This window comes from Anaerococcus kampingae, assembly GCF_046365475.1.
Taxonomy (GTDB): Bacteria; Bacillota; Clostridia; order Tissierellales; family Peptoniphilaceae; genus Anaerococcus; species Anaerococcus kampingae.
The window spans coordinates 46,991-62,903 of sequence record NZ_JBGMEF010000023.1 but is presented as its reverse complement, the minus strand read 5'-3'; the positions used below and the strand labels follow the sequence as shown (position 1 = coordinate 62,903).

General features: G+C 37.9%; 16 protein-coding genes. All 16 read right to left on the bottom strand.

Annotation, left to right across the window (positions count from 1 at the left end):
• Positions 1-129 precede the first annotated feature (129 nt).
• The 16 genes from ftsH to mnmE all read right to left on the bottom strand — a co-directional run bounded on the left by ftsH (position 130) and on the right by mnmE (position 15,823).
• The gene (ftsH, locus tag ACCQ42_RS07105; protein ID WP_265237365.1) at positions 130-2,151 is read right to left on the bottom strand and encodes an ATP-dependent zinc metalloprotease FtsH; all 2,022 of its coding nucleotides are present in this window, start codon (positions 2,149-2,151) and stop codon (positions 130-132) included.
• Positions 2,148-2,618: a MarR family winged helix-turn-helix transcriptional regulator gene (locus ACCQ42_RS07100; protein ID WP_410035775.1), complete on the bottom strand. Its 471-nt coding sequence runs from the start codon at positions 2,616-2,618 to the stop codon at positions 2,148-2,150. The genes ftsH and ACCQ42_RS07100 overlap by 4 nt, the downstream gene beginning before the upstream one ends.
• Before the next feature lie 96 nt (positions 2,619-2,714).
• Positions 2,715-3,572 carry an NAD(P)/FAD-dependent oxidoreductase gene (locus ACCQ42_RS07095; protein ID WP_410035774.1) on the bottom strand — a complete coding sequence of 286 codons (858 nt, stop codon included), beginning with the start codon at positions 3,570-3,572 and terminating at the stop codon, positions 2,715-2,717.
• Positions 3,572-3,880, bottom strand: a complete 309-nt coding sequence (gene trxA / locus ACCQ42_RS07090) for a thioredoxin (RefSeq protein ID WP_410035773.1) — start codon at positions 3,878-3,880, stop codon at positions 3,572-3,574. Before trxA ends, ACCQ42_RS07095 begins: the two co-directional genes overlap by 1 nt.
• Positions 3,881-3,889: 9 nt before the next feature.
• Entirely contained in the window at positions 3,890-4,486 is a 597-nt protein-coding gene (locus ACCQ42_RS07085; protein WP_106461266.1) for a P-II family nitrogen regulator, read from the bottom strand.
• 1 nt (position 4,487) lies between these two features.
• A complete protein-coding gene (locus ACCQ42_RS07080) occupies positions 4,488-5,873 on the bottom strand; it encodes a DUF1538 domain-containing protein (protein WP_410035772.1) in 1,386 nt (461 codons plus the stop codon).
• A gap of 62 nt (positions 5,874-5,935) precedes the next feature.
• The gene (gene pta / locus ACCQ42_RS07075) at positions 5,936-6,961 is read right to left on the bottom strand and encodes a phosphate acetyltransferase (RefSeq protein WP_410035771.1); all 1,026 of its coding nucleotides are present in this window, start codon (positions 6,959-6,961) and stop codon (positions 5,936-5,938) included.
• A 76-nt stretch (positions 6,962-7,037) separates the two neighbouring features.
• A complete protein-coding gene (locus tag ACCQ42_RS07070) occupies positions 7,038-7,511 on the bottom strand; it encodes a DUF4446 family protein (RefSeq protein WP_410035770.1) in 474 nt (157 codons plus the stop codon).
• Positions 7,508-8,068 carry a cyclodeaminase/cyclohydrolase family protein gene (locus ACCQ42_RS07065; RefSeq protein ID WP_410035787.1) on the bottom strand — a complete coding sequence of 187 codons (561 nt, stop codon included), beginning with the start codon at positions 8,066-8,068 and terminating at the stop codon, positions 7,508-7,510. The genes ACCQ42_RS07070 and ACCQ42_RS07065 overlap by 4 nt, the downstream gene beginning before the upstream one ends.
• Positions 8,061-8,996: a ParB/RepB/Spo0J family partition protein gene (locus tag ACCQ42_RS07060; protein WP_410035769.1), complete on the bottom strand. Its 936-nt coding sequence runs from the start codon at positions 8,994-8,996 to the stop codon at positions 8,061-8,063. Before ACCQ42_RS07060 ends, ACCQ42_RS07065 begins: the two co-directional genes overlap by 8 nt.
• Entirely contained in the window at positions 8,993-9,853 is an 861-nt protein-coding gene (locus tag ACCQ42_RS07055; protein ID WP_410035768.1) for a ParA family protein, read from the bottom strand. The genes ACCQ42_RS07060 and ACCQ42_RS07055 overlap by 4 nt, the downstream gene beginning before the upstream one ends.
• Positions 9,831-11,039: a CinA family nicotinamide mononucleotide deamidase-related protein gene (locus ACCQ42_RS07050; protein ID WP_410035767.1), complete on the bottom strand. Its 1,209-nt coding sequence runs from the start codon at positions 11,037-11,039 to the stop codon at positions 9,831-9,833. The genes ACCQ42_RS07055 and ACCQ42_RS07050 overlap by 23 nt, the downstream gene beginning before the upstream one ends.
• Positions 11,040-11,129: 90 nt before the next feature.
• On the bottom strand, positions 11,130-11,921 hold the full coding sequence (locus tag ACCQ42_RS07045) for a CPBP family intramembrane glutamic endopeptidase (RefSeq protein WP_410035766.1): 792 nt from the start codon (positions 11,919-11,921) through the stop codon (positions 11,130-11,132).
• Positions 11,922-11,948: 27 nt separating this feature from the next.
• A complete protein-coding gene (gene rsmG, locus ACCQ42_RS07040) occupies positions 11,949-12,581 on the bottom strand; it encodes a 16S rRNA (guanine(527)-N(7))-methyltransferase RsmG (protein WP_410035765.1) in 633 nt (210 codons plus the stop codon).
• Entirely contained in the window at positions 12,574-14,469 is a 1,896-nt protein-coding gene (gene mnmG, locus ACCQ42_RS07035) for a tRNA uridine-5-carboxymethylaminomethyl(34) synthesis enzyme MnmG (protein ID WP_410035764.1), read from the bottom strand. Before mnmG ends, rsmG begins: the two co-directional genes overlap by 8 nt.
• Entirely contained in the window at positions 14,459-15,823 is a 1,365-nt protein-coding gene (mnmE, locus tag ACCQ42_RS07030; RefSeq protein ID WP_265237342.1) for a tRNA uridine-5-carboxymethylaminomethyl(34) synthesis GTPase MnmE, read from the bottom strand. Before mnmE ends, mnmG begins: the two co-directional genes overlap by 11 nt.
• Positions 15,824-15,913 lie beyond the last annotated feature (90 nt).

Sequence of the window (15,913 nt, the reverse complement as noted above, 5' to 3'; positions counted from 1 at the left end):
TCCCCTATCTCGAATAAGGAAATAAAGTAATTGCAGGGAAAAATCTATTGGCCTTTTTAATTTTCAAAAAGTATAAATCATTATAAATATATTTACCCAATAAAAAACCGACCAAATGGCCGGTTTTTCTTATTCTTCATCGCCTGATAAGTCTATAAATCTCTTATTTTCCTTATCTTCTTCCACTTTTTCATCCTCTTTTGGACCTTCTTGTGGATTTTCTTCTTTTATATTTTCTTTAGAATTTTCTAAGTCTTTGACATCTACATCGGTATTGTCTGCGATTTTTTCTTCACTTACCTCTTTATTTTTCTTTCCTTCAAGGATTTCCATAAATTCTTCACCTGTGATGGTTTCTTCTTTTAATAAGAAGTCTGAGATTTCGTGGAGTTTATCGATGTTGTCTTTTAGGATTTCTATAGCTCTCATGTGAGCATTTGCTATTATTTTTCCTACCTTTTCATCTATCTTATTGCCTGTACCATTTGATACTATCATGGCTCTTTGACCACCTAGGTAGCGGCCTTGAATTTGTTCTAGTTGCATGAAGTCAAAGTCTTCATCCATACCATAGATTGTGACCATGTTTCTGGCTATAGCTGTAGCTCTTTCTATATCATTTGAGGCACCTGTTGTCTTGGTGTTAAAGATTAACTCTTCTGCTGACCTACCTCCTGCAAGGGTTACTATTTCATCAAATAGCTCTTGCTTGGTCATGATATATTTCTCATCCTTATCGACTGTCATGGTATAACCTAGAGCCCCGCCTGTTCTTGGGATTATGGTTATCTTTGTGACTGGGGTCTTGTGGGTTTGGATGGCTGCTACTAGAGCATGGCCCACTTCATGGTAGGCTATGATTTTCTTTTGATCATCTGAAATTACAGCATTTTTCTTTTGCATTCCTGCTATTACTGTTTCGATTGATTCTTCAAGGTCCTCTTGGCTTAGCTTATTTCTGCCTTCTCTTACAGCTCTTAGGGCACCTTCGTTTACTATATTTGCAAGGTCTGCTCCGGATGTGCCGGCAGTTCTCTTGGCTATTTCTTCGTAGTCGATGTTTTCTTCTTTTTTAATCTTTTTGGCGTGGACTTTTAGGATGTCTTCACGGCCCTTTAGGTCTGGAAGTTCTACTTGGACTTGCCTATCAAACCTTCCCGGTCTTTTTAGGGCTGGGTCAAGGATTTCTGGCCTGTTGGTTGCAGCTAGTAATACTACTCCCTCTGTCGCATCAAAACCGTCCATCTCGTTTAGGAGTTGGTTTAGGGTTTGTTCACGTTCGTCATTGCCTGAATATCCTGAAACATCACGCTTTTTACCTATGGCATCTATCTCATCTATGAAGACTATACATGGGGCCTTTTCCTTGGCTTGCTTGAATAAGTCTCTTACCTTAGATGCTCCCATACCTACAAACATCTCTACAAATTCAGATCCTGATATAGAGAAGAATGGTACCTTGGCCTCACCTGCTACTGCTTGGGCAAGGAGGGTCTTACCTGTTCCTGGAGGGCCTACTAAAAGAACTCCCTTTGGAACTCTGGCTCCAATTTCCTTGTATTTTCTAGGATTGTGCAAGAAGTCTACTATTTCGCTTAGGCTTTCCTTGGCCTCTTCCTGGCCTGCCACATCCTTAAAGGTCTTGCCTGTTTCATTTTCCATATAGACCTTGGCATTGGACTTGCCAAAGTTCATGAAATCAGCTCCACCTCTGCCACCCATAGTCTTTGATAAAGACCTTGATGCGAAGTAGAAGATTACCATTATAAAGATAAGTGGAAGAATACTTTGGAGGAAGACTGCTAGGTAAGGGTTCATCCTTGTTTCTATGTCTTTGCCAAATTCTAGCTTATCATTTCTTTTTTTGGCTGCAAGGAGTCTTTCAGTTAGGTCTGTATCTTCCCAAAGACCTGTTTGGTAGGTTTTTTCTTTGCCATCTACCTTAGCCTTGAAGGTGTATTTTAAATTGTCCTTGCTTACTTCTGTTACCTGATCATTTTCGATCATTGATACAAATTGACTGTAGTTTACTTCCTTAGCTCCGTCGTTTTTGGCAATCGGATTAAAGAGGAAACTAAAAATAAAATATACTATTAAAGCCCCTATCCAATAATAGATTAAGGGTCTATTTTTCTTTCCTTTTTGATTCATATACTTCTCCTTGATATATACTTATCAAGTAATACGTCTAATTCTCTAAGCTCTGAGACTATGGTTTCAAGGTTTAAATCTACCATATCATCTGGGAAATCTTTTCTGATTTTATCAAAGTATTCGCCAACCACATGGCTTGCCTTGATTCCTTCTTCAGTTAGCTCAACGTTTACTACTCTTTCGTCAGCTTCGCTTCTTTTTCTAACAACAAAGCCCTTTTTCTCTAATTTTTTGCAAATATTTGAGATGTTGCCCCCAGTTACGCCTATGGTCTTGCCAAGACTACCTATGGATACGTCTTGATCGCTTGAAAATAGGGCAATTATAATCTTAATCTGTAGGGGAGTAAGATCTAGCTTATTTGCTGTTTCTGTCAATAGTAGGTCTATTTTATGTGAAATCTCTCTAATCAAAGAGAAGATTATATTGTTAAATTCAAAAAAATCTATGTGTTCTGTTGCCACGTTCTCCTCCATTTCTTTTTACAGTGTTTTCACTACCTATATTAAACTACTTTTTTATAAAAAGTCTATATTTTACATTTAATATCATAGAGAGTCTTATAAGCTTGAAAGGTAGCTTGCTGCATTAAGGCCTGCTATCTGCCCTTCTCCAACAGCCTTGGCTATTTGATAAGGCTTGCCAGTGATATCTCCTGCTGCAAAAAGCCCCTTGATACTTGTCTCAAGGTCTCTATTTACAAGGATGTGGTTTCCATCTAGCTTTATCGATGGGATAAGTCTTTCAGGCTTGGATGAGTCTTTTATTATAAAAAATCCATCTGCCTCAATTTCCTTGCCTGACTTAAAGATGAGCTTATCTGCATGATTTTCTCCTTCAAAGCCTAATGGGATTTCTCCTTCTATAACCTCTATAGAATCGTTAAGTTTTACTTCCTTCTTTGTCATGTTAACAAAGGTCACTTTTTCTACTATTTCTGATGTAAAATTTGCATCTTCAATAGACTCTTGGTTATAGCCTATAATTACGACTTTCTTGCCTCTGTAGAGGGCTGCATCGCAGGTTGCACAATAATTGACACCCCTTGCAAAAAATTTCTCTTCATTTTCTAAATCTCTTGCAAGCTCTATGCCCGTGGCAATTATTACAGAGGATGCTTCTATCATCATATCTTCATTTTCGATTTCCAGAGCAAAATACTTGCCCATGGCATAGACTGTTTTAACTCTCTTACTTGACCTTTCTATAGGATATCCTGCAAGGGACTTTTTGAAATTTTCATTTAAGTCTTTACCGCTTATTTCCCCAAAACCCAGGTAATTTCTGATGGACCTAGTCTGTGTAATTTTTTTTGAATCGGTCCCAAAAATTATTACTGACTTGTTTCTCACCTTAGAATTTAAAGCGGCGCTAAGTCCTGCAGGACCTGCGCCGATTATTGCAATATCATATCTCATTATATGAATTTACTCATTTCATCTATTATGGCATCTTTGGTGTGAAAGCCTACTAGGTTTTGTTTTAGGATGCCATCTTTAAATATAAATAGGCTTGGTACAGCATTTACATTGTATTGGGCAGCTATTTCGTTAGATTCATCCACATCTAGCTTATATATTTTATAGTCAACCTCATCTGCCAATTCTTCAAGGATTGGTGCTTGCATCTTGCATGGGCCACACCAAGTCGCAGAAAAATCTACTAGGCAAAGGCCACTTCCATTTTCTACATGCTCTCTAAATTCAAATGTATCTAATTGTTTCATTATTGCTCCTTAATTGTTTTGTTCCACTAGTCCTGCTACGTGGTTTACTGGTACAGAATATATTATACCCTTTCCAGCCTCCTCCAAATCCATCTGCTTATATATTTCTGCTGTAATTTTTTCTTCAAGGTCTTTTTTAATTAGCATTACTACCATGTCTTTTTCAGGCTCTATATTCATATTAAAGAATATCCTGCCCTTTATTTCTTCTCCTGCGCCCCTGCCATGGATGACAGTTGCACCCCTTGCTCCATTATCCTGAGCTATGTGGATGGCTTTTTGGCCCATATGTCTATCCACTATGACATACAAACATACATATTCCATCTTATTTTCTCCCTCTAAAGCTGTCGAATAAGCTATAGCTGTATTTACAGACTTAAGCTTATCTGAAATTTTCTCAATAATTTTACCTGCTATATCTTCCTCTATTAGACCGACCACTACTTCCTTCTTGGTCTTATCAATGGCTAGGGAATTTAGGATGTGGCTTGGTGCTGATCCTTCTCCATAAAAACATGAAATAGCACTTGCCCCATGGTCTTGTAGAATTTTCATAAATCCTGATCCCTTCCCTCTCGGAAGAACTATTCTTAAAAATTGCATCTTATCTCCTATATAAGTTACCCATTATCATAATGGTCAAAACCGGCATCATGGCTACAAAGGCGATTACCCCGAAGCCATCAGCTATATTTCCAGCAACTCCCTGGCAAAAGGCCAAAATAAAGGTGGCTGTCATTGGCCCTGAGGCTACCCCGCCTGAGTCAAAGGCTATACCAACAAAGATTTGGTCAACCCTCCTTGATAGGATTAGGGAAAGTAAAAAGCCTGGTACAATTAGCATCCATAGGGCAAAACCATCGATTCTTATCCTAAAGATGGCAAGCATCACCGCAAAGGCAACCCCTATAGATAGGGCTACTAGGATATTTTTCCTTGGTATAGAACCACCAGTTACATCCTCTACCTGCTCGGCAAGAACGGATACGGCTGGCTCTGCCAAGACTACCAAAAGCCCAAGTACAAAACCTATTAGAGGGAGGAATTTGGAATCGGCAAGGCCTTCGCCCATGACTCTTGCAAGCTCCATAAAGCCGCCTTCAACACTTGTCAAAAATACTATAAGGCCAAGATAGGTATAAAGCATTCCTATACTGATTCTTCTGAGCTCATCTTTTTCTACCTTAAAATATAAAAAGTTCATTATATAAAAGACAAGGGCAATAGGCACAATGGCAAAAGTAGAGTTAATAAAACCACTATATAGGGCCGAACTATGAGCAGCTTCTTTGATTAGGACATCTCCTCCCTTAGAAAATAAACTCATGATAAGTCCTGCAAGTATAGGACCTGTTGATGCAAGACCTACTAGGCCAAAGGAATCATCCTCAGTCCTCTCGCCCTTAAGGGATGCCACCCCTAGGCCTAGGGCAATTATAAAGGGTGTGGTCATAGCTCCTGTTGTAGCCCCTGATGCATCAAAGGCAATTGCATGACCCACATCATCTGTAAATATCATTAGGACGAAGACTGTAAGATATAATGCCCACATCATATTTGATAAGCTTATTTCCTTAAATATTCTAAATAGGCCCAGGGAAATCATCATTCCCACTCCCAAGGATATGATCATAACAATAATTTGGGCAGAAATTCCCACAGCACTTGTTACTTCATTAGCAAGAATCAGCAAATCAGGTTCTGCAACTGAAATTGTAAATCCAATAAAAATACCAAAGATAACCACTTTTGCTATCTTATCAAATCTTGCTATAAAATCTCCCATCATAGATCCAATTTCTGAAATTGAAATCTCTACTCCTGTTAGAAATACTCCCAGGCCAAGAATTACTCCCACACATCCTATAAAAAAGTTGATTAGTAGCTTAGTTTCCACTCCCACAAAGAGGTTCAGGACCACTACTAGGATGGCTATGGGTATTACGGACTTGGATATGTTTTTAATTTCTTCTAAAAATATAATCCTCACCTTTCTTCTCTAAATATTTATAAAAAAAGAGCAATCCAAAAAGATTGCCCTTATATATTTTCTTATTTGCTTGAAGCGGCTCTTTCTGCTGCTTCTCTTGCTCTTTCTGATGCTTGCATTGCTGTTATGATAGCTATTTCATATACATCTTGAGCTGAACAACCTCTTGAAAGGTCGTTAACTGGTGCATTTAGTCCTTGGAGTATTGGTCCTAGGGCTTTATAACCGCCAAGTCTTTGTGCTATCTTATAACCGATGTTTCCTGCTTGTAGGTCTGGGAAGATAAATACATTACACTTACCAGCTACTTCTGATTTTGGTGCCTTGTTAGCAGCTGTTTTTGGATCTATAGCAGCGTCAAATTGGATTTCTCCTTCTACTCTTAATTCTGGGTCAAGGTCTCTTGCTATTGCTGTAGCTCTTGCAACCTTTGTAGCTAGGTCGTGGTGAGCAGAGCCTAGGGTTGAGAATGATAAAAGTGCTACATATGGGTCGATACCAAATGATTTAGCAGTGTGGCTTGTTTCTACTGCAACTTCTGCAAGCTCATCAGCTTCTAGGGTTATATTTACTGCAGTATCTGCAAATACTAATTGTTCACCGTTTGGTCCTAACATTACCATAACACCTGATACTCTCTTTTGACCAGGTTTGGTTCTTATAATTTGTAGGGCAGGTCTAATAGTGTCTGCTGTTGTGTGGATTGCACCTGATACAAGACCATCTGCATAACCAGATTTAACTAACATAACACCGAAGTAGTTTAAATCTCTTCTTAAGATAAATTCTGCTTCTTCTCTGTCTATTTTTCCTTTTCTAATTTCTGCAAAAGAATCAACCAATTCATCGAAATTTTCAAATGTTTCTGGGTTTAATATCTTTATATTAGATATGCTCTTGCCTAATTTATCAGCAGTTTTTTGGATTTCTCCTTGGTCACCTAATACGATTGGTTGTAATAAACCTTCTTCTTGGTGTCTAATAGCTGCTTCCAAAACTCTCTCGTCTTTACCTTCTGGTAAGACAATGGTAAGGTTTTTTCCTTCTATAGTTTTTATCGCTTGATCTAAAATACCTACTTGTGCCATTAAGTCCTCCTAATTTTTATACTTAATTTTATTACTAATATTATATTGTAAAATATATTAAATTGCTAGTTATTTTTTATCTTTTAGCCTTTTTTAAAGCCTGTTCTTCAGCCTCAGATAATTCCTCCCTAGCCTTACCGCTTACAACTTCCTTTAAATAGACGTTTGAAGTGTTATCTCCATATAGACTAGTTAGGATAATTCCATTATGAAAATTATCAAGCATACATAAACAGAAAGAAAGTTCCCTGCTTTGGCCCTCAAAGGCATCAAAGTGAACTGTAGATATATTGCTTACAGCGCCCATTGTTGTGTCTTTTGCATCTGCTGCTGTTTTATTTATATTTTTTAGCTCCTTGTGGGATGATTCTATCTGGTCATTTAGCCTATTTAATAGCTCTTCTATGTTTACATCTGGATCATTACCCCTTAGGAGGTGATCATATCTTTGTTTTTGTCTGCGTGTTCTATTTTGTAGGGACTTAATCATGGCAAATTGTATGACTACGACAAGTGCCAAGCATCCCATTCCTATATATAATCCTGTCAAGATTTCCTTCTTTCTATAATAATTAGATTTTTTTCATAAAGCTTTTCCGCTTCACTTTTTACTTCATCTATATTATACTTAAAATTTGTTTGATTTAAATTTATATCAATTGTTGGTAGGCTTGCATCAATTGCAGCCTTAAGTAGGATATTTGCAATCTCCCCATCTGAAATTGTATAAGACTTTCCATTTTCTAGAAAAAATCCTAAATGCTTCATAGCCTCTAAGATTATGGTATTTAGCTTAATCTGTGGCCTTGCAGCATCTATAAAATATTTTTCATCGACATTTTTTTCCTTTATGCACTTATCTACTAAGATTGTCGCATATTTTATATCCTCATCAGCAAGGTCTGTTAGTAGGCCTGAGATATGATTTAATGTTTCACGTGAAACATTTGCCTGATCATTCTTAGCCCCGTAGTCCTTCTTATCCATCATAAAGATTAGATTTACTGCCATATTAGCAATCATTATTACAAGAGCTCCACCGCCTGGGTTGGCACTTGGCTTTCTAATCTCTCCTAAGAGTTTCTCAATCGAATAAGAATTAATCATCTTCACCAAGCCTCTTATAAATATTTTCCAAATCTTCTATAGAATAGCAATCTATTACTAGCCTATAAGTATCCTTATCCTTCTTTATTGATACTTTGGTTGATAGCTTATCCATGAATTTTTCTTCAAAGTCATCAAAGAGGAGCTGATCAAGGTTTGGGAGCTTTTCTTCCTTAGTATCTTTACTATCCTTGCTTAGGTCTAGGTATTTACCCTTGTGCTTTTCATTTTCTAAAGTTTTTGGACTTTCTTCCTTGCTAGGCTTATCAGCCTTCGCTCTGGATAGTTCTTCTACTTCCCTTACGACAGTTTTCTTATTTTTATAATCTTCAAGAGCTTTTTTTCTATCATCCTCATCTTTTAAGGAAAGAAGGCTTCTGGCTTGTGATGATGAAATTTCACCCTTATTTAGGGCTTCTTTTTCAGAGACTTCTAGCTTTAATAGCCTCATAGTATTTGCTATATAGGACCTGGACTTGCCCATCTTTTCTGCTATCTGATCTTGGGTTAAGTTATATGTTTCATAAAGCTTCTTGTAAGCTGTAGCTTCTTCTATAGAAGATAAATCTTCCCTTTGGACATTTTCTATAAGTGATAAGATTTCTATATCCTTATCTTCATAGTCTTTGATTATGGCTTCTATTTCTGTAGCTCCATTTAGAAGGCTTGCCCTATACCTACGCTCTCCCGCTAGAATTTCGTAATGGTCACCAGCTTTTGATAGGCTTATTGGATTTAAAAGACCATATTCCTTTATTGACCTTGCCAAATCTTCCAGACCCTTTTGGTCAAAAGTTTTTCTTGGCTGGCCTTCCCTAGCCTTAATCTTATCAAGGGAGACCTTTATTATCCTACCTTCATGATTTGTATCTTTAGCATCAGGTATAAGAGATGATAGGCCCCTGCCTAGGCTTCTTTTCTTATTCATACGTCCTCCGATATTTCTTGAGCTAGGCTGATGTAGGCCATAGCTCCCTGGCTTTTTGGATCATATTCTACCGCTGACTTGCCATGGGATGGGGCTTCAGCAAGTTTTACATTTCTAGGAATCATTGTCATAAAGACCCTATTTTTGAAATATTTCTTTACTTCTTCAACTACTTCATAAGCAAGTTTCGTTCTCTTATCGAACATAGATAGAAGGACTCCTTCTACATATAAGTCCTTATTTAGAGATTCTTTTACAAGCTCAAATGTATTCATAAGCTCACTTACTCCCTCAAGAGCATAGTATTCTGTCTGTATTGGAATAATTATAGAATTTGATCCTACTAGAGCATTTATTGATAAGAGTCCTAGTGAAGGTGGTAAGTCTATGAGGATAAAGTCATACTCGGTCTTTATAGCAGCTAAAATTGTCTTAAGCTTCTGGGTTCTTTCTACTGGGTCAAGCTCTACAAGCTCAACTTCAAGACCTGAAAGAGAATTTTCTGAAGGAATTAAGTCTACGCCTGATTTTGTCTTTATTATATACTTATCTATATTTTCTAAAGACTCTTCTGGATTTTCTTCAACTGTCTTTTCTTCTTCAGTATTATCTTCTGCTATGTCACCCTCGGTCACTTCTGCTTTATCATCTTTAGGACTTGTAAAATAAAACAAGTCATAGATAGATGTCTCAACCTTATTTTTATCTATTCCCAAACCTGTTGTGGCATTAGCTTGGGGATCCATATCTATTACTAAAACCTTCTTGTCTAGGTAGGCAAGGGCTACTGCCAGGTTTACAACTGTAGTAGTTTTCCCTACTCCTCCCTTTTGATTAAAAACTGATATAATCTTCATATACACCTCTTACTATTAAAATACTCATGTCAATGGCTTTATTCTTGCACACACGTCTAACCTTGTTACGTTCACCCTTGACCTTTACCTGCCTTATATATTTTTTTCCTTTATAGGAGACTCCTACATAAGCTACTCCCAAATGGGCATAGCCAGATGTGGCTATTCTTAGGTCAGAATCAAGTCCATCAAGCATTTCGCTTACAACTTCCTTGCTCACCACGTCGTACTTGTCGATTGTTTCATATGAAACACCTAATATTCTATGCTTAGCTTCATTAGAATAAGTCACAAAGGATTCCTTAAGCACATCGCTTGCCCCACTTATATCTATAATAGAGCTTGCAATTAAGCCTCCAGTTATTGATTCAGCAGTTGAGACTGTCTCTCTATTATTTCTTAGCTCATCTATTAAGACTGCCTCACGAGACCTATCATCAGTAGTTATAACTAGACCTCCGAAGGCATCTTTCACACTTTTTAGGCCCCTTTCCAAAGACTCATTTAATGTGTTTTCATCAGGGGCAGATGCTGTTATCCTTAGCTCTACACCGCTAGTCTTGGCATAAGGGCTTATGGTTGGATCAGATCCACTTAGGTAAATCCTACTTGCCACATCCCATTCACCGAGAAGTCCTATCTTACAATTTATAGACCTTATTAGTCTATCAGTCGCAAGTTTCGGTGTTACTTCCGTATCAAACATATTTCTCATCTCATTTGGTGGCCCAGGCATAAGTATGTACTTAGACTTATTTTTTGATTCTAAGATGCAACCTGGTGCTGTCCCTTGGGTATTTCTTAAAATCACCGCCGACTTAGGAAATATGGCTTGTTTTCTATTTACTTCCATAGCCTTATTTTTATTTTCAAAATATCTCCTAAGTTCTTCATAGGAATATGGGTCAAGAACCATCTCATCTTCAAGCCCGCAGACTTTTACTGCCACTTCTCTTGTAATGTCATCCTCTGTCGGTCCAAGGCCACCTGTTATAAATATATAGTCATAGGCCCCATCAGCTTCCTTAAGCCCTTGATAAAGTCTATCCGGATTATCACCAATGGTTTCCATCTTATATAAATTTATGCCCAGGTCCTGGAGCCTTTCTGCAATAAATTTAGAATTTGTATCTAATATTGATCCTAGTAGGATTTCTGTACCTACCGAATAAATTATAGCTTTCATTATAACCACCTTAATGTTTCACGTGAAACTTTTATACTTATATTTTACTTCATAAGCTTATAAAATCTAATTTTGTGAAACAAAAAACACCTAGGCCTTTTGCCTAAGTGTTATAAGTGAATATACTCCTATTACCATAAATATTATATAAATACCAATACCTATTGGACTAAGTCCTTGGTCGATTATCGGAATCAAAGCTAGGATATTATTTGTAGCGTGGATTATAATAGAAGCCTTTATGGATCTTGTCTTGTAATAGGTCCATGCCAGTACCAAACCCATAACAAAAGTATTTGGGGACTGGAGTATATTAAAATGATACAAACTAAAAATCAATGCTGTTAGAAAGATTGTTGTCTTTACAGAAACATGCCTATTAAGCTCTTCAAAGAGGACTCCCCTAAAAAGAAGCTCTTCGACTATTGGTGCCCCAACTGCAACTGTAAGTATTAATACTAGACCATCAAGATTAGTCTGAGCATTGAAGGCATTTTCCATAAGGTTTAGGGCTGATGTAAGTAGTTCTGTACCCTCCATGGCCTTCATTATAATATTTGTTAAGAGTAGACCAAAGCCAACTGTACCTAAGCCGATTCCTACAAATCTTATAGGATTTTCAAGTTTTTCATTTTTTATATACCTTTGAGTAAAATTTCTATAAAATGTCTTATCACGCTTATCCATATATATGGCAAGGATGGTAAGTTTTACTAATTGGCCTGCCAAGAGCCCGTAGACCATATAATTAGCAGACTGTAGGAAGTTTCCTGTTTTTAGGACTGCTATAAGGCCTGGAATAAAGACACCTGTAAGAGCATCTATTACTATATTAAAGGCTAGAAATAATACTATAATAAGGAATGATTTTAAAAATTTCATATAGACTCCTTTGTTTCATATGAAACATTAAAGGGGTTTTCTCTTTGGGAGATTTTGTCCCCTTGGGTAGCTTTTCTTACAAGATTTTACCTTTTTAACAATGACATTTACCCTTTCATTGCCGTCAAGGTCGAGCTTTTCCATTTTTATCACTTCTCCGCCCAAAACCTCTAGGGCATTGGCAGCATTTTCCACTTCCTCATCTGCCTTTGGCCCCTTAAGGGCAATGAAAAGTCCACCGACCTTGACGAAAGGCAAGCATAACTCTGATAGGGTTGCCATATTTGCCACAGCACGAGATACGACAAGGTCAAAGCCCTCCCTATGGTCCTTGGCAAAATCTTCTGCTCTGGTGTGGATGGCCCTAGCATTTTTTAAGTCAAGCTTTTCTATTACTTGGTTCATGAAATTGACCTTTTTGTTCACAGAATCTATTAGAGTAAGGTCAAAGTCCTTTTCAATCCTTAGTGGTATACCAGGAAAACCAGCCCCAGCACCTATGTCAAGGACCTTATCGCCTTCCTTAATATAATCTATGACTGTAAGGGAGTCCTTGAAATGCTTAAGCTCAATTTCAGCGGGGTCAGTGATTGTTGTAAGGTTGGTGTGGGAATTGACTTCCAAAAGATAGTCTATATAGATTTGATACTTCTTATCCATAAAGCTCTCCTGTCTTTAGTCTAATCAAAAGCACGTTAACATCAGCTGGACTTACTCCAGATATACGAGAAGCTTGTCCGATTGATTCTGGCTTGATTTCGTTAAGCTTTTCTGCCGATTCTTTCTTTAGGCCCTTTATTTGGCTGTAGTCGATATCTGCTGATAATTTATGACCTTCTAGCTTTTTGAATTTTTCTATATCTGCCATTTGCTTTTTGATATAGCCTTCGTATTTGATTTCTGTTTGAACTTGGATTTTTATATACTTAGGAAGGTCTGGCCTTTCTTGGTCAAAAATTTCTGTCATCTGATAGGTGATTTCAGGTCTTTTTATAAGCTCATATAGGCTTAGACCCTTATTAAGAACAGTAGAACCCATTTCTTCTAGGGCCTTGTTTGTTTCATCCTTTGGAGTAATGTGGACGTCTTTAAGCCTATCAATCTCATTTTCTATCATAGCCCTCTTATCAAGCATCTTTTGATAGCGTTCATCAGATACAAGGCCTATGTCGTGGCCCTTTTTGGATAATCTTTGGTCGGCATTGTCCTGTCTCATGGTGAGCCTGTACTCGCATCTTGAAGTCATCATCCTATAAGGCTCGTTAGTTCCTTCTGTGACTAGGTCATCAATTAGGACCCCTATATAGGCATCTGACCTATCTAGAATAAATTCATCTTCACCCTTTATCTTAAGGGCTGCATTGATTCCTGCTACAAGGCCCTGACCTGCAGCTTCCTCATATCCTGATGAGCCATTGATTTGGCCTGCAAAATATAGGCCTTCATAGTCTTTTGATTCCAAGGTTCTCTTTAGCTGTCTAGTATCGATCATGTCATATTCAATAGCATAGGCAGGTCTCATTATCTTTACATCTTCAAGACCGATAATTGTCCTGTAAAATTCTTCTTGAACCTCTTGTGGAAGGGATGAAGATACCCCTTGAACATACATCTCATTTGTCGAAAGGCTTTCTGGTTCGATAAAAACTTGGTGGATATCCCTATCTGGGAATCTTACCATCTTATCTTCAATTGAAGGACAATACCTAGGACCAATGCCCTTGACCTTGCCCCCATAAATTGGTGACCTTTCAAGATTATCCATGATGATCTCCTTGGTCTTTTCTGTGGTATAGGTAAGGAAGCAATTTTCTTGCTGACTATCAGAAAAGTCCTTGCCTTCATTTATAAAGGAAAATGGTATTACTTCGCTATCGCCCGCTTGGACTGTAGTCTTTTCATAATTTACGGAAGACCTATGAATCCTTGCAGGTGTTCCTGTCTTAAATCTGCGGATATAAAAGCCCATTTCCCTTAAAGAATCGCTTAAGAAGGTCGCTGCTGATAAGCCATGAGGACCACTTACTTTAGCATAATCACCGATTAATATTGTTCCATTGAGGTAGGTGCCTGTACAAATTATAAGAGCCTTTGTTTCAAAGATTGCCCCTTGAACTGTTTCACATGAAACAATTTTTCCGTCTTCATAATTAATCTTATCTACTTCCTGCTCAAATAAATCAAGGTTTGGCTCATCTTCTAAGACCTTTTTCATCTCTTCGTGGTAGCGTCTCTTATCAGCCTGGACCCTTAGTGAATGAACTGCTGGTCCCTTTGATGTATTGAGCATCCTTGATTGGATGAAGGTCTTGTCAATATTTATTGCCATCTCTCCACCCAGGGCATCAATTTCCCTTACTATATGGCCCTTGCCTGTACCACCTATATTTGGATTGCAAGGCATATCTGCCACTGATTCCATAGATGTGGTAAGGACAAGGGTCTTCATGCCAAGTCTAGCTGCGGAAAGCGCCGCTTCACATCCTGCATGGCCAGCCCCAACGACAACTACATCGTAGGATCCAGCCTTATATTTTCTATTTTCCAACGCAAAACTCCTTAAATACTTTATCCATTATCTCTCCTGATACACTCTCACCAATTATTAGACCCAGATCTTCATAGGCAGAAGATAGGTCCACCTCACAAGCATCTATAGGCACTCCCATCTGCATATCGTGAAGGGATGAAGCAAGCTTTTCTCTAGCAGAAGCTAGGAGCCTTTCATGTCTAGTATTGGTAATAAGGACTGATTCCCTATTTAAATCCTTGGTATCAAAAATATCTCTAATTGTATCTTCCAATTCCTTTATACCCAAAAGGTCGGTCATAGATGTCCTAATGATTGGTAGATTTAGATCAAAAACTTTCTCATCAAAAACAGGGTCAAGGTCAGTCTTATTGAGGATAATTATAGCGTTCTTATCCTTGATAAGGTCTAAAATCTTTTGGTCTTCTTCATCAAAATCCCTAGATAGGTCAAAAATCGCAAGGATAAGGTCAGACTTATCTACCAAGTCAATTGACTTATCAACTCCGATTTTTTCAACCAAATCATCAGTATCCCTAATACCTGCCGTGTCGTTTATCTTAAGGGTAAAATCTCCCAGGGAAATATATTCTGTAATAAGGTCACGGGTTGTACCTGGTATATCTGTAACAATAGCCCTATTCTCATCAAGAAGAACATTCATAAGAGAGGACTTGCCCACATTTGGCTTACCGATAATTGTCGTATTTATACCATCTTTTACAAGCTTACCCTTATTAGAAGTAGAGGAAAGCTCATCAATCTTATCCTTAGCCTTAATCAAATAGGCTTCTATATCTGACACAGGCAAATCTTCCCCATCTTCAGTAAAATTAATAGAATATTCTAGACGGGCAAGGCCCTCCTTTAGGTCATTTCTAATATCTTCAATCTTCTTGCTAAGAGAGCCTTGCAAATGGCTGATACCTTGGCTTGCTGAAAGCTTATTGGTCGAATTAATTATATCAAGAACAGCCTCAGCCTGAGAAAGGTCAATCCTTCCATTAAGAAAGGCCCTCTTAGTAAATTCACCAGGCTCTGCAAGTTCGCAGCCCTCATCTAAGAGCAGGTTTAAAATCTCTCTAACAGAAATAAAAGACCCGTGACAGTTAATCTCGCACACATCTTCTCTAGTATAGGTGCCAGGCCCCTTCATAAAGGCCACCATCACCTCATCTATAACATCCCCATCCTTATTTACGATATTTCCATAACGCAAATACCTATTGTCCTTATCAGGGTCAACTGGCCTATTGTTAATAGGCCTAAAAATCTTATTAATAATCTCTAGGGACTTATCCCCACTCATTCTGACAATTGATATCCCACCAGTCCCTGCTGGAGTAGATATAGCTGCTATTGTACTTGCCATCATTCCTCCTTATAAAATTAGTGATTATCCACTACTTTGACTAGTGGTCTTTAACATAAGGATTATAATAGAAAATAGGAATTTGTCAAC